Annotated in this window: 21 protein-coding genes and 1 tRNA gene; 10 read left to right on the top strand and 12 right to left on the bottom strand. The window is 71.5% G+C overall.

The window, feature by feature from the left end:
• Nucleotides 1-198 precede the first annotated feature (198 nt).
• Nucleotides 199-1,068, top strand: coding sequence for a Yip1 family protein (locus ACFW2Y_RS24135; RefSeq protein ID WP_384882884.1), 870 nt, complete (start codon nucleotides 199-201; stop codon nucleotides 1,066-1,068).
• A 79-nt stretch (nucleotides 1,069-1,147) separates the two neighbouring features.
• On the opposite strand, the gene ACFW2Y_RS24130 is transcribed toward ACFW2Y_RS24135, so the two are convergent.
• From ACFW2Y_RS24130 to ACFW2Y_RS24120, 3 genes are all read right to left on the bottom strand, one after another.
• Nucleotides 1,148-1,846 carry a LuxR C-terminal-related transcriptional regulator gene (locus ACFW2Y_RS24130; protein ID WP_384882882.1) on the bottom strand — a complete coding sequence of 233 codons (699 nt, stop codon included), beginning with the start codon at nucleotides 1,844-1,846 and terminating at the stop codon, nucleotides 1,148-1,150.
• Nucleotides 1,843-3,141 carry an ATP-binding protein gene (locus ACFW2Y_RS24125; RefSeq protein ID WP_384882880.1) on the bottom strand — a complete coding sequence of 433 codons (1,299 nt, stop codon included), beginning with the start codon at nucleotides 3,139-3,141 and terminating at the stop codon, nucleotides 1,843-1,845. The genes ACFW2Y_RS24130 and ACFW2Y_RS24125 overlap by 4 nt, the downstream gene beginning before the upstream one ends.
• A 144-nt stretch (nucleotides 3,142-3,285) precedes the next feature.
• Nucleotides 3,286-4,398, bottom strand: a complete 1,113-nt coding sequence (locus ACFW2Y_RS24120) for a peptidoglycan DD-metalloendopeptidase family protein (RefSeq protein WP_384882877.1) — start codon at nucleotides 4,396-4,398, stop codon at nucleotides 3,286-3,288.
• 148 nt (nucleotides 4,399-4,546) lie between these two features.
• Between ACFW2Y_RS24120 and ACFW2Y_RS24115 the strand changes: the two genes are divergently transcribed.
• From ACFW2Y_RS24115 to ACFW2Y_RS24105, 3 genes are read left to right on the top strand one after another with little or no spacing between them, the layout of a single operon-like run.
• Nucleotides 4,547-5,080 (top strand): hypothetical protein, encoded by a 534-nt coding sequence (locus tag ACFW2Y_RS24115; RefSeq protein ID WP_384882874.1) that lies wholly within the window; start codon nucleotides 4,547-4,549, stop codon nucleotides 5,078-5,080.
• A gap of 35 nt (nucleotides 5,081-5,115) precedes the next feature.
• On the top strand, nucleotides 5,116-5,598 hold the full coding sequence (locus tag ACFW2Y_RS24110) for a hypothetical protein (RefSeq protein ID WP_384882872.1): 483 nt from the start codon (nucleotides 5,116-5,118) through the stop codon (nucleotides 5,596-5,598).
• A 17-nt stretch (nucleotides 5,599-5,615) separates the two neighbouring features.
• The gene (locus ACFW2Y_RS24105) at nucleotides 5,616-5,939 is read left to right on the top strand and encodes a hypothetical protein (protein WP_384882869.1); all 324 of its coding nucleotides are present in this window, start codon (nucleotides 5,616-5,618) and stop codon (nucleotides 5,937-5,939) included.
• 72 nt (nucleotides 5,940-6,011) lie between these two features.
• On the opposite strand, the gene ACFW2Y_RS24100 is transcribed toward ACFW2Y_RS24105, so the two are convergent.
• Together ACFW2Y_RS24100 and dcd are read right to left on the bottom strand one after the other, a co-directional pair.
• Nucleotides 6,012-6,509, bottom strand: a complete 498-nt coding sequence (locus tag ACFW2Y_RS24100) for a phosphoribosyltransferase (RefSeq protein ID WP_384882867.1) — start codon at nucleotides 6,507-6,509, stop codon at nucleotides 6,012-6,014.
• 13 nt (nucleotides 6,510-6,522) lie between these two features.
• Nucleotides 6,523-7,098 carry a dCTP deaminase gene (gene dcd / locus ACFW2Y_RS24095; protein WP_030690788.1) on the bottom strand — a complete coding sequence of 192 codons (576 nt, stop codon included), beginning with the start codon at nucleotides 7,096-7,098 and terminating at the stop codon, nucleotides 6,523-6,525.
• Nucleotides 7,099-7,503: 405 nt separating this feature from the next.
• Here dcd and ACFW2Y_RS24090 point away from each other — a divergent pair.
• A tRNA-Gly gene (locus ACFW2Y_RS24090) sits at nucleotides 7,504-7,577 on the top strand.
• A 234-nt stretch (nucleotides 7,578-7,811) separates the two neighbouring features.
• Here ACFW2Y_RS24090 and ACFW2Y_RS24085 read toward each other — a convergent pair.
• The 3 genes from ACFW2Y_RS24085 to ACFW2Y_RS24075 form a co-directional block, all read right to left on the bottom strand.
• Nucleotides 7,812-9,023, bottom strand: a complete 1,212-nt coding sequence (locus ACFW2Y_RS24085) for a tyrosine-type recombinase/integrase (RefSeq protein WP_384882864.1) — start codon at nucleotides 9,021-9,023, stop codon at nucleotides 7,812-7,814.
• A 1-nt stretch (nucleotide 9,024) separates the two neighbouring features.
• A complete protein-coding gene (locus ACFW2Y_RS24080; RefSeq protein ID WP_384882889.1) occupies nucleotides 9,025-9,243 on the bottom strand; it encodes an excisionase family DNA-binding protein in 219 nt (72 codons plus the stop codon).
• Nucleotides 9,244-9,424: 181 nt separating this feature from the next.
• On the bottom strand, nucleotides 9,425-9,919 hold the full coding sequence (locus ACFW2Y_RS24075) for a helix-turn-helix domain-containing protein (RefSeq protein WP_384882861.1): 495 nt from the start codon (nucleotides 9,917-9,919) through the stop codon (nucleotides 9,425-9,427).
• A gap of 269 nt (nucleotides 9,920-10,188) precedes the next feature.
• On the opposite strand from ACFW2Y_RS24075, the gene ACFW2Y_RS24070 reads away from it, so the two are divergent.
• The 4 genes from ACFW2Y_RS24070 to ACFW2Y_RS24055 all read left to right on the top strand — a co-directional run bounded on the left by ACFW2Y_RS24070 (nucleotide 10,189) and on the right by ACFW2Y_RS24055 (nucleotide 15,082).
• Nucleotides 10,189-11,391 (top strand): DUF3631 domain-containing protein, encoded by a 1,203-nt coding sequence (locus ACFW2Y_RS24070; RefSeq protein ID WP_384882887.1) that lies wholly within the window; start codon nucleotides 10,189-10,191, stop codon nucleotides 11,389-11,391.
• A 341-nt stretch (nucleotides 11,392-11,732) separates the two neighbouring features.
• Nucleotides 11,733-12,677 carry a DUF2637 domain-containing protein gene (locus tag ACFW2Y_RS24065; RefSeq protein WP_384882858.1) on the top strand — a complete coding sequence of 315 codons (945 nt, stop codon included), beginning with the start codon at nucleotides 11,733-11,735 and terminating at the stop codon, nucleotides 12,675-12,677.
• A gap of 106 nt (nucleotides 12,678-12,783) precedes the next feature.
• Entirely contained in the window at nucleotides 12,784-13,365 is a 582-nt protein-coding gene (locus tag ACFW2Y_RS24060; protein ID WP_384882855.1) for a plasmid mobilization protein, read from the top strand.
• Between the two features lie 4 nt (nucleotides 13,366-13,369).
• Nucleotides 13,370-15,082: a mobilization protein gene (locus ACFW2Y_RS24055; RefSeq protein WP_384882852.1), complete on the top strand. Its 1,713-nt coding sequence runs from the start codon at nucleotides 13,370-13,372 to the stop codon at nucleotides 15,080-15,082.
• Between the two features lie 209 nt (nucleotides 15,083-15,291).
• On the opposite strand, the gene ACFW2Y_RS24050 is transcribed toward ACFW2Y_RS24055, so the two are convergent.
• Genes ACFW2Y_RS24050 through ACFW2Y_RS24035 form a run of 4 tightly spaced genes read right to left on the bottom strand, consistent with a single transcriptional unit; the run spans nucleotide 15,292 to nucleotide 19,548 of the window.
• Nucleotides 15,292-15,729 carry an NUDIX domain-containing protein gene (locus ACFW2Y_RS24050; RefSeq protein ID WP_384882850.1) on the bottom strand — a complete coding sequence of 146 codons (438 nt, stop codon included), beginning with the start codon at nucleotides 15,727-15,729 and terminating at the stop codon, nucleotides 15,292-15,294.
• A gap of 30 nt (nucleotides 15,730-15,759) precedes the next feature.
• Nucleotides 15,760-16,551 carry an SDR family NAD(P)-dependent oxidoreductase gene (locus ACFW2Y_RS24045; RefSeq protein ID WP_384882847.1) on the bottom strand — a complete coding sequence of 264 codons (792 nt, stop codon included), beginning with the start codon at nucleotides 16,549-16,551 and terminating at the stop codon, nucleotides 15,760-15,762.
• Nucleotides 16,532-17,644, bottom strand: a complete 1,113-nt coding sequence (locus ACFW2Y_RS24040; protein ID WP_384882844.1) for a hypothetical protein — start codon at nucleotides 17,642-17,644, stop codon at nucleotides 16,532-16,534. The genes ACFW2Y_RS24045 and ACFW2Y_RS24040 overlap by 20 nt, the downstream gene beginning before the upstream one ends.
• Nucleotides 17,641-19,548, bottom strand: a complete 1,908-nt coding sequence (locus ACFW2Y_RS24035) for a nucleotidyltransferase domain-containing protein (RefSeq protein WP_384882841.1) — start codon at nucleotides 19,546-19,548, stop codon at nucleotides 17,641-17,643. The genes ACFW2Y_RS24040 and ACFW2Y_RS24035 overlap by 4 nt, the downstream gene beginning before the upstream one ends.
• Nucleotides 19,549-20,124: 576 nt before the next feature.
• On the opposite strand from ACFW2Y_RS24035, the gene ACFW2Y_RS24030 reads away from it, so the two are divergent.
• Nucleotides 20,125-21,444, top strand: a complete 1,320-nt coding sequence (locus ACFW2Y_RS24030) for a tetratricopeptide repeat protein (RefSeq protein ID WP_384882839.1) — start codon at nucleotides 20,125-20,127, stop codon at nucleotides 21,442-21,444.
• Nucleotides 21,445-21,624: the final 180 nt, after the last annotated feature.

The following is a 21,624-nucleotide window of genomic DNA, read 5'->3' as shown; positions in this document are numbered from 1 at the left end:
GCCCCCTCGCGCACGTCCGCAGCGGGACGGGGCCGGGGCCGGTGGGAACCGCTCCGCCCGATCGGGATCCCCGCGCCCCGCAAACGGCCCGCCCGCACTCCCCCCGCGCCCCCGTCACGCCCCCGACGCCCCCTAGGGGATGTCACAGGTCAGCCGCAAAGGAGCGAGTCCACAGCCGAAGCAGGTACGTTCGATGACGTGGCTGGATTCAGGAACGGACGCGGCCGGGACAACCGCCCCCCGCAACAACAACCGCAGCAGGCGCCGTACGGGTACAACGCGGCCCCGCCGCCCTACCCGCAGCAGCAGTGGCAGCAACAGACGCCGCAGCAGCAACAGACGCAGCCGTACGGGCAGCAGGGGCAACCGCAGCAGTCCCACGGCGAACCGGAGTACTTCGGCGAACCGTACGGCCAGCAGCCCCGGCAGCACGCGGCGACGGCGAACAACCCGGGCCACACCCAGATGTTCAGCGTGGACGACCCGTACGGCCAGGGCGGACCGTCCGGCGCCCCCGGCCCGACGGGGCCCCGACTGCCCTGGAAGCAGCTGCTGAGCGGCATCGTGCTGCGGCCGGCGGACACGTTCCTGCAGATGCGGGACTACGCGGTCTGGGGCCCGGCGCTGTCCGTCACCTTCCTCTACGGGCTCCTGGCGATCTTCGGCTTCGACCAGGCGCGCGAGGAAGCGATCAACGCGACCCTGTCGACAGCGGTCCCGTACGTCCTGATGACCGCGCTCGGCTTCGTGGTCGGCGGTCTGATCCTCGGCGCGGTCACCCACACCCTCGCCCGCCAGTTGGGCGGTGACGGTTCCTGGCAGCCGACCATCGGCCTCTCGATGCTGATCATGTCGATCACTGATGCGCCGCGTCTGCTCTTCGCGCTCTTCCTGGGCGGCGAGAACGGTCTCGTCCAGATCATCGGCTGGGCGACCTGGCTGGCGGCGGGCGCGCTCTTCACCGTGATGGTGAGCCGCTCGCACGACCTGCCCTGGCCGAAGGCGCTGGGCGCATCGGCGATCCAGCTGGTGGCGCTGCTGAGCCTGATCAAACTGGGCACGCTGTAACGGCGTCCGCACGGACCCGGAGGAGCCCCCCACCGCACGCGGTGGGGGGCTCCTCGCTTCGGTGGTCCCTGCCCGGTGCTCAACGGCCACCGCCGATCCGCCACCAGTCCTTGCGGTCCGTCGTCCCGTCGGCCCAGAACTCCAGCAGGTCACCCGGCGCGAGCCCCAGGGCCCGCTCGATCTCACCCGGCGTCAGGCTCCGCAACGACTCCGACAGCGACCTGGTCAGGTCGAACCAGTAACCGCGCAGCGTCGACTCGCTCACGAACAGCTCCCGCGCGAGCTGGGCATAGCTCAGTCCGCGGGCCCGTCCGTGCAGGACCTGGCGCTGACGCTCGCTCAACAGCGTGATGCAGTCGCGTCGGACGAGCACTTCGAGGATGCCGACGACCGCCGTCGGAACGACGGTGCCGCCGCCGGCGACGTCGAGGAAGAGCCGCTCGGCCCGGTCCCGGGGCAGGGCCTTGGAGACGATGCCGCTCGCACCGGCCGCGAGGCACGCCGCCAGCACGAACCGGCGCTCCTCCTGGCTGTAGACGCAGACGCGGTAGCCGCGTCGGGTCAGGGTGCGAACGGCGGCGACGCCCTGGCGGACGTCGGGCTGCCGTTCGAGGTTGGCCAGGTGGAGGTCGAGCAGGACGACGTCCACCACGGGGCCGCGGCGCACCAACTCCTCCACCGTCGCGACCGCGGCGACGACGTCGAGGCCGGGCATCAACGGGCCGACCGACTCACGGATCAACGACGCGTCGTCGACGACCGCCACCGTGGGCCTCACGGCGCCTCCGCGAAGGCCGCCCGTACCGTCAGCCGCACCGGACGGTCCTCCGGCCCCGGGCACGCACTGATGGTCGCGGTCGTCCCCTCGCCCACCGCGGACGCGATCCCCACGTCGAGGCCCCGTCGGCGCAGCTCGCCCACGACCACCTCGCGCAGCCCGACCCCGGCCGTCACCGACGACGGGTCGAAGCCGACCCCGTCGTCGTGCACGGTCAACGTCCAGCCCCCGCCCTCCTCCTCGTCGAGGTGCACCACCACCTGCTGGGCGCGGGCGTGCACGCGGACGTTCAGCAACAGGCTCCCCAGCGCACGCTCCAGGGCCTCGGCCTGCGCGGCGGTGACGCTCAGGCCGGTGCCCAGTTCGATCGACGCGACGACGTTCAGGTCGGCGAAGCGCTCGCACACCCGTCGGACCATCGGGACCAGCGCGACCCGCTGGCCGTCCCCCTCCGCACGCGGGCCGCCCCCCGGCACCCCGTCCGGGCCGGCCGCCCCGCCCGGAGCGTCCGGGCCCGCCCCGTCCCGGCCCCCTCCGCGCAGATAGGAGCGCATCCGCCGCAGCTCCACCTCCGCCTGGTCGACGAGCCGGGCGCGCGAGACGGCGTCCCCCTGCTCGGTCAACAGCCGCATGACGGCGACGCCGTTGTGGATCATCACCTGGGCCCGCCGTTCCTCCTCGCGCCGGGCGAGTTCGGCGGCACGGGCGCGCGAGGCGTCGGCGTCCCGGGCGATGCGGCGGGTGTACCCGAAGAACATGCGGGCCACCAGCGCGTACACCACGTAGGTCAGGACGTTGCCGACCGCGGTCGGCACCATGTCGCCCTCGACGTCGCCACCGAGGTAGAGCACGTAGCAGACGGAGACGGCGAGCAGGCTGCCCGCCCAGACGCCGAAGCCCCGCACCCCGCCGGCCGTGATGATGACGGACAGTGCGTATCCCGGCTGGAAGGCGGTCCAGGTCCCGAACCGGTCCCAGGGCGCGAGCACCAGCGGACCGAGGACCAGCAGCGCGCAGGCGAGCCCGAAGTCGAGCACGGACGCGACGGTGCCCAGGGGCCGGCGGCGCACGAACGTCGCCGCGCTCACCGCGACCGCGGCCAGGGCGGCGGCGCCCCAGCACGCGAGGTAGGCGGTCTCGTCGGGCGCCCGCCCCGCACCGAGCCGCACCGCGGGGACCATCTGGGCGACGGTCCCGAGACGGACCCCCACGGTGAAGTAGGAGAAGGCCCGCTCGACGCCGGCCCTGGTCGTGGGCAGCTCCGCGACCCGCCGCAGCCCGTTGCGGATCCTCATCGTCCTCCTCGACTCCGGGCGGTCGGGGCCGCCGGAAGGCGCGCGGATTCGTCGGGCTGCGGCAGCCCTGCGACGCTTCACGATGAAGATAGTTGAGCGGGACCGGCGGGGAGGGCGGATCGCGGACGAAGACGGTCCGGTCCGTCAGACGAGCTTGGCGAGCGCGGCCCAGGTGTGGGTGCCGGGGACGCCGTCGATCGGACCCGTGTAGCCGCCGAGCCGGGCCATCCGCTGGAGCGCGGCGTAGGTGTTGGTGCCCGGCGCCCCGTCGATCGGACCGGTGTACCCGTAGCCGGTGAGCACCTTCTGCACGCCCTTCCACGACAGGGAACCCAGCACCCCGTCAGCCGGACCGGTGTAACCGCCGAGCTTGGCGAGGCGCTGGAGGGCCGCCCAGGTGTTGCTGCCCGGCGCCCCGTCGATCGGCCCCGTGTAGCCGAACCGGCGCAGGACGGTCTGGACGCCCTTCCAGGAGTTGGTGCCCATGACGCCGTCGATCGGGCCCCCGTAACCGCCCTTCTGCGCCAACCGCTGGAGCGCGGCGTAGGTGTTGCCGCCCGGCGCCCCGTCGATCGGACCGGTGTACCCGTAGCCCTTCATCACCTGCTGCACGCCGAGCCAGGTGTGGGTGCCCGGCACCCCGTCCAGGGGACCGGTGTAGCCGCCGGCACCGGCGATCTTCTGCAGGGTCAGCCCCTCCCCCTGGACGGGAGGAGGCGTGGAGCCGAAGGAGAGCGGGTTGACCCGGACGCCGTTGGGGTTGATGACGTGCCAGTGCAGGTGCGGGCCGGTCGAGTTGCCCGCGCCGTCGGCCCCGGCGGCCCCGCCGGAGAGCCCGACGACCTTCCCGGCGGCCACATAGGTGCCGTTGGCCAGGAGGAACCGGGACAGGTGCATGTACTGGCTGCGGTATCCGTCGGCGTGGTGGATGGTGACGGTGTGCCCACCGGTGCCGTTGTACGGGATGTTCTCGATCGTTCCGGCGGCACAGGCGGGCAGCGAAGTCCCCACGGCCATGCCGAAGTCGACTCCGTTGTGGTTCGGCGGGTCCCACGGCCCGGTGATGGCGTACGCGGCGAACGGGTTGTAGATCGCGGGGACGGCGTACGCGCTCGTGGGCAGGACGAGCCCGCCGGCGGCCAGCGCGCCCCCGCCGACCACCGCTCCGCGCAGCAGGGTGCGGCGGCTCATCCCCGAGGGGACGTGCGGCTCGCCCGGGTCGCCGCCACAACGGTGCCGTGCCTCGTTCTCGGACAATGCTTCTCCCTGTGCTGAATCGACTGACGGGGGTCCCTCGGCAGCTCGCGAGCCCGCTCATCACACCGGGCCGGGCCGGCGCCGGCCGTGGGGTGGTCTTGACCGGTCCGCGGTGCGACCGGCAGCACAGGGAATTCCAGGAGGTCACGTGCCCGAGCAAGTCGACGGCGAGGAACGGGGGACGTCCCGGCGGTCCGTCCTGCGGATGACCGGTGCGCTGCTGGCGGGCCTGGCCCTGGGCGCGGGCGGCGCGGCCCAGGCGGTCGGCGCGCCGGCGCCCGCCCCCGGGGTACGGGGATCCTTCGGGGCCCCGGGCTATGCGTGGCGGGCCACCGGAGCACGGGCCCGGTCCGGGGCCACGGCCGCGGGAGTGGTGTTCACGCTCGTCTCGCACCACGGCCGGCCGTTGCCCGGGCGCCGGGTGCGGTTCTCCCTCAGCGCCTTCCGGACGGCCCGTCCCAGCATCTGGCTCGGAGTGTCACAGGGCCTCAAGTCGGCCGTTCCGCACGGCTACCTGGACCTGGACACGGGCACGGACGGAACCCTCGTCCTGGATCCCTGGCTGCGCCACGGCGCGGTGCCGACCGCTGCGGTGGGAACGCGGCCGGTCCTACGGGCGCAGCTGGTGGGGTCGGAGGCGATCCTCGCCTCGGCGCACCTCGGCGTCCTCTCCGCTCCCTGACATCCGGCACCGATCACCGAGCAAAGGGGCACGAGTTGACGAGAACGGTCGCCGGGGCCGAGCAGTGGGCCCGGCTGCACGTCACCGACGGCGGTGACGCCGGCTTCGACAACGGCCGCGACTGGTCCGACATGTGCCAGTCCCTGATGTTCCGGGCCTGTGACCTGAGCGGTTCGCGGGGCACGGCGTACGACGCGTGGGAGGCGTCCGGGGAGGGGCATCCGGACCACTCGGCCGCTCCCCGTGGCGCCTTCCACTGGTGGGCCAACGCGGTGCGGCGCACGCCCGGCCACGTGGCCCTGGACCTCGACGGCGGCGGCAGCCGCTGTCTGATGGCCACCACGCACCTCTCCGGCGGGGAGGACTTCGCCCCCGGCGGCCACCGCATCGGCACCCAGTCCGTGGCCCGGTACGACGCGCTCTCCGGCCTGGTGTACCTCGGCTGGACGCTGGACAACGTCGGTTCGCGGATGGCCGACGTGGGCACCCCGGGGCCCGGGGCACCGCCTACGTCCTGACCACGGACGACCAGGAGGTGCTGCAGACACTCGCCCGGCGCGGCGGCTACACCGGACCGATCGACGGCGTCCCGGGCGCCCACACCCATGCGGCGATGCAGCGGATGGCCCGGCTGGGCGGCTACGCCGGCCCGGCCGACGGGCTGCTCGGCTCCTACGGCTGGGGCGGGATCCAGGCCTGCCTACGCGGTTGGGGCTACTCCGGCCTGCTCGACGACGCCCCCGGCGCGGCGACGCTCGTCGCCCTCCAGCGCCTGGCCCAGACGGGCGGCTACACGGGCCCGCTGGACGGGGTCCCGGGCACGCACACCTACCGGGCGCTGGCCAACCTGGTCACCTGAGCGGAGGAGCCGCGGGGAGCGGGGGAACCGGGGTCCCGTCCCCGACCCCCGGCTCACCGGGCCGCCGGCTGCTCAGGCGTCGAGGACCTGGCCCTCGCGCTTCACGACGGGCGGCAGGACCGACCAGGGGAAGTTGATCCACTCGTCGGTCTTCTTCCACACGTACTCGCACTTCACGAGGGAGTGCGACTTCTCGTAGATGACCGCGGAACGGACCTCGGCCACGTGGTCGACGCAGAAGTCGTGGACGAGCTTGAGGGTCTTGCCGGTGTCGGCGACGTCATCGGCGATCAGGACCTTCTTGTCGGAGAAGTCGATCGCGTTCGGCACGGGCGCCAGCATGACGGGCATCTCAAGGGTCGTGCCGACGCCGGTGTAGAACTCCACGTTGACGAGGTGGATGTTCTTGCAGTCCAGGGCGTAGGCCAGACCACCGGCGACGAAGACGCCACCGCGGGCGATGGAGAGCACGATGTCGGGCTCGTAGCCGTCGTCCGCGATGGTCTGGGCCAGCTCGCGGACGGCGTTGCCGAAGCCCTCGTACGTCAGGTTCTCGCGTACTTCACTCATGCCTGCGACCGCCTCACACCTGAGTCCGATGGAAGTTCATGTAGGAGCGGGAGGCCGTCGGTCCCCGCTGTCCCTGGTACCGGGAGCCGTACCGCTCGCTCCCGTACGGGAACTCCGCGGGCGAACTCAGCCGGAACATGCACAGCTGGCCGATCTTCATCCCCGGCCAGAGCTTGATCGGCAGGGTGGCCAGGTTCGACAGCTCCAGGGTCACGTGCCCGGAGAAACCGGGGTCGATGAACCCGGCGGTCGAATGGGTGACGAGCCCGAGCCGCCCCAGGGAACTCTTCCCCTCCAGCCGCGAGGCGATGTCGTCCGGGAGGGTGATGACCTCGTAGGTCGAAGCGAGCACGAACTCGCCCGGGTGCAGGATGAACGCCTCGTCGCCCTCCGGCTCGACCTCGCGCGTCAGGTCGAGCTGCTCGACGGCGGGGTCGATGTGCGGGTAGCGGTGGTTCTCGAACACCCGGAAGAAGCGGTCGAGACGCACGTCGATGCTCGACGGCTGCACCATGGATTCGTCGTACGGGTCGATGCGCACCCGCCCGGCATCGATCTCGGCCCGGATGTCCTTGTCTGAGAGAAGCACGACCCCACGATACGCAGAGGGCGCGGACCTGCCCCAATCGGCAGGCGCCCGCGCCCGGCATCTCAGCGCTCAGTGCCGCCCGGCCTCCACCGGCACCGCATGACGCAACCGCGCGCACCGCGGACACCGAATGAGCCGCCCGGGCCCGATCCGCCCGGCACCGAGCTGCTGAAGCGGGAACGAGGCGGTACTGAACACATGCCCTTCGGCACAACGGACGACGGTGCGCTCCATCGAAGCCATCAAGTCCCTTCCCCTACACGTGTGGTGGACGAGGAGCCACATTAGGGGATGAAGGGGACACCCTCCAGACGGCACTCCGCACCGCCGACGGCATGAACTTCGCCTCAAGTGGCGCATGGGGTACAGTGTGCAACGATGCGGCAGGGGTAATCCGGCCGCTGCGCGGATGTAGTTTAATGGTAGAACATGAGCTTCCCAAGCTTATAGCGCGGGTTCGATTCCCGTCATCCGCTCCACGACAAAGCCCCAGGTCAGCGACCTGGGGCTTGTTTGTTGTCTAGACCTATCCGGGCCCGCGTGCCATTCGCGTGCCATAAGTGCCGTAACGGGGCGTCAGATTGGGCGCCGAATCGTCACTCGCGGCCACCGGACACCGAGCCGTCTCGAATCCCGAGACGCACTTCAAGTGACCTGCGCCACATACCAAGGGGTGCGGCCCCGGCTTGGTTCCGGGACCGCACCCCTGTGCTTCACCTCCGCCGGGCCGCTCCAGAAGGAGCCGCGAGCGGGGGAACGATCCTGCGGACGGTGGCGGTCGCGCTGGTGCCCGCCCCACGATCCGCCGACGCGAGCTGGCTGCGAACGGTGGCGTCGATGTCACCGGCGAGCTTGCGCTGGTGCTCCTTGGTGGAGTGCTGGTAGATCAGCTGCGCACGCTCGGACGACTGACCCGCGCGGACCATCAGGTCCTTCAGCTTGGCGCCGGTGTCGGCGGCGAGGGTGTTCCCCGTGTGGCGCAGGTCGTAGAAGCGGAACTCCTTCGGCATGCCGACCGCGTCGCGGGCCTTGCGCCACTTCCGGCCGAAGGTGGTGCCCCGCAGGGCCGCTCCCCTCTCCCCGACGAAGACGAGCCCGTCGGGCCCGTCCTTGGCGAACCACTCCAGGTGCCGGCGGACGTCGAGGAGGATGAAGCCGGGCAGCATGATCTCCCGTTTACCGGCACGGGACTTGGGGTCCCCGATGACCCGGCGTCCAGTGTTCAGCTCTGGGGCCGCACGCCGTACCCGGACCGAGCCAGCGTCGAGGTCGATGTCCGCTCGGCGCAGCTCGGCCAGCTCCTCCGGCCGCATCGAGGCGAAGGCCCCCAGCAGAACCATCAGCCGCCAGCGGATCCCGATGGCCTCGGCGAGCGCGAAGACCTGCTCGACGGTGGCCACGGGCCGTTCGTCCGCATCCTCGCGCCCCGCACCGCGGATGGAACAGGGGTTGCGCCGGATCAGCTCGTCCTCGACGGCCGTCTGCATGATGGCCTTCAGTAGCCGGTAGGACTTGGCGGTCGTGGTGGCACCGGTCGCCTTCCGCCGCTCCGCGCGCCAGGTCCTGACCTTGGCCGGGCTGATGGCGTTGACGCATTGGTCGCCGAAGGTCGGCTCCAGGTGGAGGCGGAGCAGCCGCCGGTACAGCTCGTCGGTGGTGGCGGCGACGCCGCGCTCGTCGATCCAGCGCGTGGCGTACTCGGCGAAGAGCACCTCGCCAGCGGCCGGGTCGACCCAGTCGCCGCGGGCCTGGTCGGCCTGGATCTGGGCGAGGAACAGCTCGGCTTCGCGCTTGCTCTCGTACGTCTGCGGCGCGGCGCGCAGTATGCCGTCCGCTCCGGGATAGCGGGCTTGGTAGCGGCCTGAGGGCAGCTTGCGGATCGCGCCGAAGCTGCGGCGGGGGGCCTTCCTGCGAGATCGCGTCATCTCAGGCCACCAGCCCGAAGCCACCACGGCGGGTGCGGACGGGCTCGACCGTCCGCTCCTCGATGTACGCGGTCAGCACGCTGTCGGCGATGCGGACGTGCTTGCCGAGCTTGACGTAGCGGATCCGGCGTTCCTGGATGAGTCGGCGGATGAAGCGGACGCCGGTGCCGAGGCGTTCGGCGGCCTCGTCGACCGTGAGCAGGCGGTCGTTGTTGTTCACCTCCTTCACCGTGCGGGACTGTGCGGAGGCATGGGGTATCGCCGTCTGGCGCAAGCAGGGTCCTCTCCTGGCCTCGACTGATGGGGCGGCAACCCCAGCCGGGCCGTGTCGTTCAGGGATGAGATGGGCGCGTGGCTGGCCGGGCCTGGGGTTTGCGGTCCAGGGCGGCCGGAGGAGCGGGCTACGGCTGGGGCGGCAGACCGAACTCCTCCTGGTTGATCTTCATCATGCTCTCGGCGATGGCGTTGCTGACCACCGCGTTGGCCTCCTCGCGGATGTCCGGGTGCTCGTCGAGGTAGGCGATGAGTTCGGCGTTGACCCGGCGGTACGCGTGCTGGGCTCTCTGAGCGGCCGCGCTGGCGGCCACGACCGTGTCGATCAGCTCCATGGCGCGGCCGGCGGCGGCCAGCGCCGGCGGGCCGACGAGGTTGGACAGCGACACCCCGAAGACCTCGGCGAAGCCGATGGCCTCGTCGAGGTTGATGCGGCGCTTGCCGTTCTCGATCCGCCACACCCCCGACGGGTTCATCTCGTAGCCGGCCTCGTTGAGGCGGTCGGAGAGCGCGGTGGTGCTCCAGCCCCGTCGCTCGCGCTCGGCCTTGATCCGCTGGGCGGCGTTGTCCTCGCCCTTGAGCAGGACGCCCTCGGGCGCGTCCTCGTGATCGTCGTCGGACATTGCCCCCTCCTTCCTGACGCAGCATGTTCCTGCAATTCGCAGCAACCTAAACAGTACACCACGTTCTGCCGCTTGCAAAGCAGCTATGCATAGCGCATACTGGTAGAGGTACCGGATCCCTGCGGTCCGACATGCAAAAAGCCCCTCGGTGCTTGCGACACCAAGGGGCTCAAAGCGCAAACCTCACGCCGCCCATCCCTGAACGACTAGCTGCACGGCCGGGATTGCCGTCCCGTATGGCCCGCAGATTGAGGAGCTCGATGTCCAGTATGGACGAAGCCACCCCGAACACGCCATCGCTTCCCGTCGAGTGGCCGCCGCCCGCCATCCCCGGCCAGCCGACCGCACCACCGCCCGCCACGGACCTGGAGGGCGTAGAGGTCCTGGACCTGCTCCGGGAGACGATCCGGCGCTACGTCGTCATGCCGAGCGAGGAGGCGCTGACGGCGACCACGCTGTGGGCGGCGGCGACCCACCTGCAGACGGTGTGGCAGCACGCGCCGCGCCTGGCGGTGGTCGGACCTGCCAAGCGCTGCGGGAAATCGCGCCTGCTCGAAGTCCTGATCGAGGCGGTTCACGAGCCGCTGATCACGGTCAACGCCTCCGCCGCCGCGATCTTCCGGTCGATCGGCGAGGGCGACCCGCCCACGCTCCTCGTGGACGAGGTCGACACGATCTTCGGCAGCGCGAAGGTCGCGGAGAAGAACGAGGAGATGCGCGGCCTGCTCAACGCCGGCCACCAGCGCAACCGGCCCACCCTGCGCGTCACCGGCCCCAACCACGAGGTGGTCAAGTTCGACACCTTCGCCATGGCCGCCCTCGCCGGCATCGGAGACCTCCCCGACACGATCATGGACCGGTCGGTCGTCATCCGCATGCGCCGCCGAGCCGCGACCGAGAAGGTCAGCTTCTGGCGCTACGGCCGCGACGACCTGGCCGTACGCGAGCTCCGCACGCGGCTGGCGGCCTGGCTCGCCTCCGTACGCGAGAAGGCCCTCGCCCTGGAGCCGAAGATGCCGGTCGAGGACCGCGCCGCCGACACCTGGGCGCCGCTGATCAGCGTCGCCGACCTCGCGGGCGGACACTGGCCCGTCCTGGCCCGCACCGCGTGCACGGCCATGACCGACTACGAGGCCGGGCGCGACGAGGACGGCGGACTGAAGATCCGCATCCTCGCCGACATCCGCCGCGCCTTCGCCTCCGAGGGCGACCAGCCGGCACTCCGCACCGGGCGCCTCCTGGAGATCCTCAACGCCGACCCCGAGGCACCCTGGGCCGAGCACAGCCCTCACGGGCTCACCCCGCGCGGCCTGCAGATCCTGCTCCAGGACTACGGCATCAAGTCGGCCAACCGCCGCTTCCCCGGCGGCACCCAGGCCAAGGGCTTCACCCGCGCCCAGTTCACCGACGCCTGGACCCGCTACTGCCCGCCCGAGGCAGCCCCCACCCTCCCCGCCGAGCCCGGCGCCTGACCCTCCCCGACTCGTCCCACCCGTCCCCGCGCAGGTCAGCGCGGGGACGAGTCACCGACCCGCAACGAGTCGACTCGACATCACCGCCCCACCCGTACCTGCCCTGACCAGCGGCGGGACGGGTGGGACGAGTCCCCACCGATCACGGCCGCCCACGGTGGCCACACCCATCCCTGGAGCCCTCCACCTTGCACTTCCCTGCTCCAAGCCTCCCGGCAGCCATGCGCAGCGTCCGCGCCGGTATCGCGCGGTTCGCCTCCGGCACCACGAACGACGACCACAAGCGACGCGCCGATGCCGGCGACACTCGCCGAACACCCGCACCCGCCGGGAGCCGGCGCATGAGCCGCGCGGGACGCATCGCCCTCGTCATCGGCCTGGTGGCCGTCGTCCTCATGGCCTTCCGGGTCTCGTGGAACGCACTGTCCGACGTGGCCCGCGCCATCGGCGCCGACTCCACCGCCGCCTTCCTCTACCCGATCGTCGTCGACGGCCTGATGGCCCTCGCGCTGATCGCCACGCTCGTGCTGACCGGTGCCGATCGGACGTTCGCGCTGCGGGTCCTGGCGACCTACACGATCGCGAGCCTCCTGCTGAACTACGTGCACGGCCTCGTACCGGCCCTGCACACCGACTCGATCCAGTGGGGCCGACTGACCGACTTGGGCTACGCGAACTGGGCCCTCGTCCTGCTGGCGACCTCACTCCCGGTCGGGTCGATCTACTTCGGATCCGACCTCGTGGCCAAGGTGCTGCACCACCACCCCGAGTCGGCCGACTCCCCCGAAGCGGCCTCTGCCCGGTCGGTAGGCGACCAGGCCCTACGGTCGACGCCTGACCGGCCCGAATCGGCCTCGGAGCAGCTGACCGAGTCCGCCCCCGTGGAGGTCCCCGAGGCACCTGCCACGGGGCCGACCGAAGGAACCGAAGCGGCTCCCGACACCCGACCGCCTCGGTCGGCCACGGTGGCGCAGTCGACCGGAGCCACACCGCGCCGAGCGACCGGTCGGGTCCCCGACGCCGCCAAGTCGACCGCCGACCGCAGCCGCACCGACGCCAACCTCCTCGACAAAGCCCGACTCCTGACCGCCGACTGGACCGACGACCAGCTGACCGCCGAGGGTCTGCGCCGCGAACTACGGATCGGCCTGCCCCGGGCCCGCACCCTGCGCGACCGACTGCAGGCCGAGCGGACCGGCCAGGCCCAGCACGCCACGGACGACGGCTTCGAGGCCGGACCACTCGGCGGACTGAACGAAGCCGCCTCCCCCGCCGGCACCGACTGACCCTCACAGCGCCCTGACCCGCCCTCCGACGCATCCCGTGTCCCCGTGCAACCGAGCACGGGGACACGGGACCGCACACAGCCAAGCACCCGCGGAGAACCGACCCATGCACGACCCGAACCACGAACTCCCCACCACCCAGCAGGAGACGACCACCGGCCTCGACCGCGCAGCAAGTTGTCGGGTAAGGAGTCCTTACCCGGCCTCCGCCCCGGGGGAGGCGGAGGCGTCCGGCGCCGAGGGGGCACCGGTGTCGGCCGGCTCGGGGGAGCCGACTCGGGGAGAAGCCACACAGCCGTCCGCGCCGCGCCGCCGTCTTCGCGAACCCACGCTGCGTGAGAAGCGCGTCCACCCGCGCTACAGCGATGACGAGTTCGCCCTCCTCGCGGCAGCCGCCCGCCTCAGCCGTATGTCGGTCGGTGGCTACGTCGCCGAGACCTCGCTCGCCGCCGCCCGCTCCGACGACCCCGCCGCCGCGGTCGCCGACTACCGGGCCATGGTCAAGGCACTGATGGCCACCAACGGGCAGCTCGGCAAGATCGGCGGCAACCTCAACCAGCTCGCCCGGCACCTCAACAAGGACGGCGCGTGGCCCGCGCTGGACCTCGTGCAAAGGCTGCTGGACCGGGTCGAGGCGTCGATCGCCGATGTGGACCTGGTCGTCGCCCAGGTGATCTCGGGTCGGTGACCACGTGATACCGAAGATCATCCTCGGCAAGGGCGCCCGCGCCACCCGTCGCCTCATCGGCTACCTCTACGGTCCGGGCACCGCCAACGAGCACACCGACCCGCACCTGGTGGCGTCCTGGAACGGCTTCGCCCCCGACCCCGGCCGCAGCCCCCACCGCAACTCCAGGGACGTCGAGGACCAGCTCACCGCGCAGCTCGACCAGCCCGTGAAGATGCTCGGCGACAAGGCCCCGACGACCACGGTGTGGCACTGCCCGGTCCGTGCCGCCCCGGAGGACCCGATCCTGACCGACGCCCAGTGGGCGGACATCGCCCGCCGGATCGTGGCCGCCGCCGGCATCGCCCCCGAAGGCGACGAGGAAGCCTGCCGCTGGGTCGCGGTACGCCACGCCGACGACCACATCCACATCGCCGCCACCCTCGTACGCCAGGACGGCCGCCGCCCCCGCCGCGACCACGACATCCGCGCCGTCCAACGCGAAGCCCGCAAGATCGAAGCCGACCTCGGACTCCGACGCCTCAACCCCGGCGACGGCACCGCCGCCAAACGCCCCACCAGCAAGGAACACTTCAAGGCCAAGCGCCAGGGCCAGGACACCACCACCCGCGAAATCCTGCGCACGCGCGTCCGCCGCGCCGTGGCAGCCGCCTCCACCGAGACCGAGTTCTTCGCCCTGCTGGACGCGACCGGCGTGAATGTGCGCCCCAAGACCGGACCGTCCGGCGACGTACTCGGCTACAGCGTCGCCCTGCCCGGCGACCTCAACAAAAACGGCGAACCGGTCTGGTTCTCCGGCTCCACCCTCGCCGGCGACCTCTCCCTGCCCAAGATCCGCCACCACCTCACCAACACCACACCCGAACCGGCCACCGCCCGGCCGGCCGACCCCTGGCACCAGGCCACCGCCGCCACCGAACGCATCCCCCACCACCTCACCCACAGCAGCGACCACATCGCCCAAGGCCAACTCGTCGCCCTCGGCGCAGCCCTTGACCTACTACCCCTCACCGCACCCGCCGCCGCGAGGACCGAACTCGAACGCGCCGCCGCCCTCTTCGAGCGCGCCACCCGCTCCCGCATCACCGCCGACCTCGACAGCGCCCGCGTCCTGCGCCGCAGTGTCCAGACGATCCTGCGGAACCCCGCCGCGACACGCGACGGCGCCGGGTTGGCAATGTTGCTGGACGCCGCCCTCATCGCCGTGGCCTTCGCGAAGCACTGGCACCGCATCCACCAGCACGCACAGCAGGAAGCAGCAGCTCAGCAGGCCCTCGTCCACCTTCAGACCGCATACGCCCAGGTCGCCGTCCCGGTCCTGAACGACCTCGCGCGCCGTACCCCGGGCATCCAGACCAAGCACCGCTACGCCCGCCATCTCCAGCAGGCCGCCCCCGACCACGCTGACCGCATCCTCCAAGACCCCGCCTGGGACGCCCTCGCCACCGTCCTCGCCGACGCCGAAGCAGCCGGCCACAACCCGACCAACCTCCTCGACCAGGCCCTCGGCCAACGCACCCTCGACGACGCCCGCAACCCCGCCCGCGCCCTGACCTGGCGCATCCACCGCCTCGGCCAACGCCACACACCCGGCCCCCGCGCCCAGGCAGCAGCCATGGCCCGCAGCACCACACGCCGCCCCACCTCCAACCCGACGCACCCGTCGGCCGCCGCGCCAGCCGCCGTGCAGCAGCCGTCACACATGCGCCGTCGTTGATCGGCCAACCTGTTCCGAGTGGGAACAGGCCGCAACCTGTTCATTTTCGGAACGGCGGCCATGTTCATTTTCGGAACGGCCGCCCGTTCATTCTGTGAACGGGCGGCCGTCGCCGGGAAGCACGGTGCAGAGCCAGCAGTACAGGGAATGCCATCAAGGCCGGCTCATCTCAGAGTCGGCCCTGATGGCGCGTTGGCGTACTCGAAAGCTCAGAGTGATGCCTCGACTCCGAGAGTTCCGGCGCTGATGGCTCCTCGCAGGACGTGGGCGATCTCCTCGGGCTTGAGGTCGATGCCGTCGAGCCCCTCCATGGTCAGCGGAATCTCCTCCAGTGCGTATTCGCCGCGGCCTTCGGCGCTGAACTCGGGTCCGGTGCGGTCGTCGAAGGACCAGGTCGTGATGCGGGCGAGGTAGAAGAGCTGGCGCTCGTCGCCGGACTCCATGGTGTGGAGGAGGCGGATGATGTCGGCCTTTCCCGCGATCTCCTCGTGGATCTCCCGGTGGAGGGCGGCCTCCCTGGACTCGTCGCCGGGTTCGACGCCGCCGCCGGGCAGGACCCAGTACTCGGGGATGGCGGGCCTGGTGCGGCGGATGACCAGCATCGTGTCGTCCAGGGTGACGAGGACGGCGCGGACTCGTTCGATCATTTCGGTTCGTCTCCTTGCTTGTTGACGGTCTCAGTGGAGCAGCCAGCCGCCGTCGACGTGGACGGACTGCCCCGTGATGAACGAGGCGGAAGGGCCCACGAGAAATGCCACGAGGGCGGCGACGTCCTCGGGCCGGCCACGGCGCGGGACGCACTGGCGCTTGATCTGGTCCTCCGGCCGCGCGCGGTGCTGGACGGGGAGGGCGTTCTCGGCCTCGACCTGGATGGCTCCGGGCAGGACCGTGTTGACGCAGATCCCATGCGGGCCCAGTTCGCGGGCGAGGGAGCGGGTCAGGCCCAGCAGTCCGGCCTTCGCGGTGCTGTAGGCGACGAGGTTCGTCCGGCCGGCGCGGGCGTTGACGCTGCCGATGTTCACGATCCGGCCCCAGCGGCGTTCGATCATGCTGGGGGTGAGCGCGTGGCAGGTGCGGTAGTGGGCGGTGAGGTTCACGTCGAGGGAGTAGTTCCAGGCTGTCTCGTCGGTGTCCTGCCAGGCGACGCGGGGGTAGGAGCCGGCGTTGTTCACCAGGATGTCGACGGGGCCGATCTCGGTGCGGACGAGGTCGGCCATGGTCCGGACGGAGCCCGGGTCGGTCAGATCGGCGTTGACCGCGATCCCGGGGCTGCCCGCGCGTTCGAAGGCGGCGAGGAGGGCGTGGGCGTCCGGGTCCTGGCCGAGGTGGTTGACCGCGACGGTCGCTCCGGCGGTGGCGAGCGCCCGCCCGATCTCGGCGCCGATGCCGGTGGCGCCGCCGGTGACGAGGGCGTTGCGGCCCTGGAGCGGCCGGGCCTGGAGAGGGGTCTCAAGCAGGTGTAGGGACATTGCTGCTCCGTTCACCGGGGTGGGAGTGGGTGGCCTGCGTGGTGGTGAAGAAGGTGTGGGCCGTCGTGTGCGGGTCCTGGCTCTCGGCGAGCTTGATCAGGACGAGCAGGAGGTCGTGTCCGGTCAGGCGGGAAGGCGGGATGACGCCGAGAATGCGCAGGGCGAGGAAGGCCCGGATCTCCTCAAGGCCACCGCCGTGCTCGCCGCGGAGACCGTCCAGGGCGCGGGTGAGGGCCGCGGCGCGGCCGGGGCCGGTGTTCCAGGAGTACTGGACGTCGATGTGCCGACTGCTCCGGTGCAGTTCCAGGTGCTCGATGCGCGGGCGGGTCAGGGGTGGCAGGGCGAGGCGGAGGGTGCGGGCGTACACGTCGGGCTGGTAGCGGGGGACGAGCCAGCCGCCCAGCGCCATCAGGTACCAGAGCAGGTTGGCGTCCTCGCCCGCGACGGTGTTGCGGCCGGCGAACTCGAAGTCGAGCCAGCACAACGGGTCGGCGATGTTGGGTTCCGTGGGATCGCCCTGCGTCAAGCCGGCGCGCAGGCAGCGGTCGGGGGCCAGGGCATCACGGAGGTTGTCGATGGTGCCGGCGACATCCAGCGTCAGCGGCCTGCCGTTGGCGGTGAGGGTGAAACCGGCGAGTTCCCGCAGGGTGAGGGTCGTATCTGTGTGGGGCAAGGCGACCGGCAGGTCGCGGCGCAGGTACCAGCGGTCCAGTCGACCCCCGGGGCGGATGCGGTCGAGGTAGAGGTCCGGGACGCATTCTGCCAGCGGCACGCTCTTCCCGGTCTCCTCGGCCGCCGCCCGCAGATCGGCACAGACGCCGTCCACGAGGCGGTCCAGGCGGGACTGCACGGTCGGGTCACGGTCAACGAGGGCGATCACGTCTCCCAGGAGCAGCTCGCACCGGCCGGTGGCGAAGACGTCCTCGTAGGCGAGGAGCTGCCTGTCCGGTAACGCGATCTGCCCGTGGAGGGACGGGACCGCGATGCGTGAGGCGAGCCATGCCCATCCCTTCGCCTCGGCTTCGGCCTGCTCGCGGGACGCCACCGGCTTGTGGAAGACGCCCGCCGTCGTCGAGAACCGTCGAGTGCTCACCGTGTCTCCCCGGGTAGGGTGTCCAGCCACGCCTGGAGGACGAGGCGGGCGAGCGCTTCGGCGTCGGGCCGGTCGGTACGGGCGGTGGCGACCAGGCCCGTGTCCTGCTGCTTGGCGTCGAGGAGGACGATGAGAGCGTCGCCGTCGGAGGGGCACTCGATCCCGCTGAAGCGGAGCTGGATCTTCGCGAGCAGCGCGGTGACCTTGTAGAGGGCGCGGAGGTCGGGGGTTCCCTTGAGGAGCTGGCGGCGGATCTCGATAGCGGCCTGGATGCCGTCGCGCAGGCTCACGGCGACGTCGGTGGCCGCGTCCGGAGCGGGCAGGGCCAGTCCTGGGGTGGACCACAGGGGGACCAGCGCCCCGCTGCCGATGAGCGCGAGGACGTGGAGGAGCCGGGAGGTGACGGCGCCGGCCCGGCACTCGGCCCGGGTCAGCACGGTCATGCCCAGCTTGACCCCGCCGAGTTCTGCTTCCAGGTCCGCGAGAATTTGGCGCATCTCGCTTAGGGAGGAGGCGTCGGCGATGACGAGGACGTCGAGGTCGCTCCAGCCGTGCTGGTACTTGCCACGGGCGCCGCTGCCGGTGACGACCAGCAGGTCGATCAGCGGGCGCAGGCCGGTGGTGCGGTCGAGGAACTCGGCCAGGTACGACTCCAGATGCACGGGGAGCCCGAGCGCGTTGACCGGCATGGTGGAGGGCTGGTGCTCCGGCCAGCGGCGGCCGAGCGCGATGCAGTCCAGCCGCCGCTCCAGCTCCAGGCGCGGCCCGTCATTGGCGATGACCTCGTGGGCGAGGGGCGCGATCTTGTCCGCACCCCGTGCGCTCTTGAGGAGGTCGCGGTCGGCGACGTCCTGGGCGCCGGCGGTGCCCCGCCGGGTGCGGGTGGCCTCGGAGGCGTCCAGGTAGGCGATGGTGAGCTGGGGTCCGAGCATCCGGGCGAGTTCGACGGTCGAGTCGACGTCGTGCAGCGACTCGATGCTGACGGAGTCGAGAAAGTGGTGGGCCTGGCAGAAGCGGTCCAGCGCGTCCACGATCAGCTCGGCCTGCACGACCGGTCCCAGCTTGTACGGGTCGTGGATCCCGGCCCGGCCAGCCGCGTCCTCGATGAGGTACCCGATCTTGAGGCGGGCGTGGCCGTGCTGGGTGCGCAGGTACTCGCCGGCCGTGCTCTTGCCGCTCTCCGACATGCCGCCCAGTGCGGTGACGTGGACTCCGGCCAGGGCCCGGCCGGGCACGTCCGGGTGCAGGGGTGCCAGGAGCCGACGTACCTCGTCCTGGACGGCGACGGTGGGCCGGTCGCCGATGCGGATCGCCATCGGGAAGCGTCCGTCGTCGACGAGCCGATTGATCTGCTCGTGGAGGTGGCGCTGGTACGCCGCATAGGTGTCGGTGACGGTCGCCTCGTGGGCCAGGCTCCGGCGGGTGCCTTCCTCCGGGTCGTCGCAGTGCAGGAGGACAAGGGCGTGCTCGTCCTCCTCGGCGGCCCGCAGGTCGGTCGTGTACGGAGCCAGCAGGATTCGGGCCCGGTCCGCGGCCTGCTCGGCGTCCAGGTCCTCCCGTACGGCGGCCGTGGCGGCGACGGACGCCTCCAGCATCGGGATGCCCCGGTCCAGCAGGCGCACGGGTGCGGAGAAGGGGTGTCGGGAGCGTTCGAGGTAGGAGGTGGCGAGGACGTCGGCGACCTCCTCCATCGGGCCGGTCTCGAACCACCAGCGGGCCATGCCGCCGGCCTTGATGGCGGCCCAGCGCGGGTCGTAGTGGTCGAGCGGGCCCGCGGAGGTCGCGGCCGGGCCCATGCGCCGGGCGAGGATTCCGATCTGCTTGGTCTTCCCGGTGTTGTCGGGGCCGCTGAACGCGACCGACACGGGGAGGGGATACGTGTCGCTGCTGTACGGACTGGACATCGGCTTTCCTTCACGGGTGATGCGGAAAGGGGATACGTCGGTAAAGCACCGTGGATGGCCTGCGGCGAACGGGGTGGGCTCCGGCCCCGGCCGGGGAGGACAGACCGAGGCCGGAGGGCCTACACGGGACCGTCGGCCGACGGAACGTCCTCGGCGCTGAGCGTCGGCTGCGCCGACGGGACCTGCGCGGAGGAGTGCTCGGTGTGGGCCAGAAGGCCGGCCGTCGCGAGCCCGGCGGCCGTGCCGAGGGCCCAGATCCAGCTCAGGGCCGTCTCCAGCGGGTCGGATAACGGGGAACGGCTCACCGAGCCGCCTCGCGTACGGCAGGGTGCCGAGCGGCACCGGGCCTTCGCCGGGGGCGGGATCGTGCGGGTCCGTGCGCTGTCCGTGGACATCTCCACCATCGGGTCCTCTCACGTATCCGGGCAGGCGCCAACAGGCCCTGAACGGGGCCTGTTCGAGCCATTCGGAGATCTGCGGGGTGATGTTCAGTGAACGACGGGCCGCACTCCCCGGACAGGGCCCAGGATGTAGTCCTGCGTAATCCCGCGTAATCCAGGTGGGGAGGATGACGGGGTGCCGAGGAACCCGGCCGTCGCGGAAATGATCAAGCGGGCCTGCCAGGAACGAGGCTGGGGCCCTTCGGAGTTGGCGCGGGCACTCGGACTCGCCGAATGCGGTGACCCGCGCCGTCTGCAGCGTCAGCATGCCCGGCGGTGGATGGAGGGCGAGCGGACGCCCGGCCACTGGTGGCCCTACATCGCGCAGGTGCTGGCATTGGACCCGGAGGCGATCAACCTCCCAGAGCCCATGCCTGCGGCCCTCCACACGGATACCGTGGCATCAGTCCTGCATCTGGGAAGGAGCGACGTGGAACGTCGGGAGTTCATCCTCGCCTCCAGCGGATACGCGCTGTCCGCACTCGGCCTGCCCGACATGGACAGCATCACCCGCCGGACCAAGACCGCCCTTCCCGGAGCCGTCCGCGTCGGCCAGGGCGAGGTGGCCGCCGTACGCCACATGGTCAAGGCCCTCGGTGACTCCGCCTCCGAACTCGGCGGAGGGCACGCCCGTCACCTGGCTGTCCGCTACCTCACCCAGGACGTCGCCCCCTGGCTGGAGGGCCGCTTCACCGAAGCCACGGGCCGCGACCTGTTCGCCGCCACCTCCCAGCTCGTCCACCTCGCCGGCTGGATGGCCCAGGACGAGGGCGACACCCTCGAACTGCGCGGACTCGCCCAGCGCTACTACGCCCACTCCTTCCGCCTGGCCGCCGAAGCCGGCGACCCGGAGCTGTCGGCGACGGCTCTCCGCGGCCTCGCCGTGCAGTGCGTCGACCTCGGCTACCGCGCCGAAGCCGTCCAGCTCGGCGAAGCCTGCGTGGACTACGGCCGCCACCTCGACAACCCGCGCGCCGTCGCCTACTACGAGGCCACCCTCGCCAACGCCGCCGCCCAGGACGACGACCGCCGCACGGCCACCAAGCACCTCGCCATGTCCGAGACCGCCATCGGCAAGCCGGCCGCCGCGCCCGGAGACTCCTGGGCCGCCCACTACTCCCCCGGCCGCTGGGCCCACGAATCCGGCATGATCCTCTCCCGCCTCGGCGACCTCGACGCCGCCGAGGAACACTTCCACCTCGCCCTCGACATCCACGGCCTCGACCGCCGCCGCACCCGCGCCATCGTCCTCGCCGACCTCGGCGGCGTCCGCCTCCGCCAAGGTGACGTCGACGGAACCCTGGCCACCTGGCGCGACTTCCTCGACTGCGCCGACGGCATCCGCTCCGTGAAGGTCCAGGCCGCCTTGCAAGACATGCGGGTCCGCCTGCGCCGATACGACGGAGTCCCGGAAGCCCAAGAACTCCGCGAGCAGGCGGCTCGTATCGCAAACTGACCCGCCCGGGTCGGTTTTCCGCGGCAACCAGCCAGGGTGCCCGCCTCATCAGTGATCGGTCGACTGAACGACTGGGCGAGAGACCTCACACCTGCGGCGACGACCACGCCTGGTCCGAGGGCCAGAACGACCTCGTCGGCGGCCTGAGGGCCGGGCTGGCCGGGCAACGCCCCGCCGACC

This window comes from Streptomyces sp. NPDC058877 (assembly GCF_042742855.1).
Lineage (GTDB): Bacteria > Actinomycetota > Actinomycetes > Streptomycetales > Streptomycetaceae > Streptomyces.
Note: the sequence above shows the minus strand (reverse complement) of the source record. Positions and strands in the feature narration are given on the sequence as shown.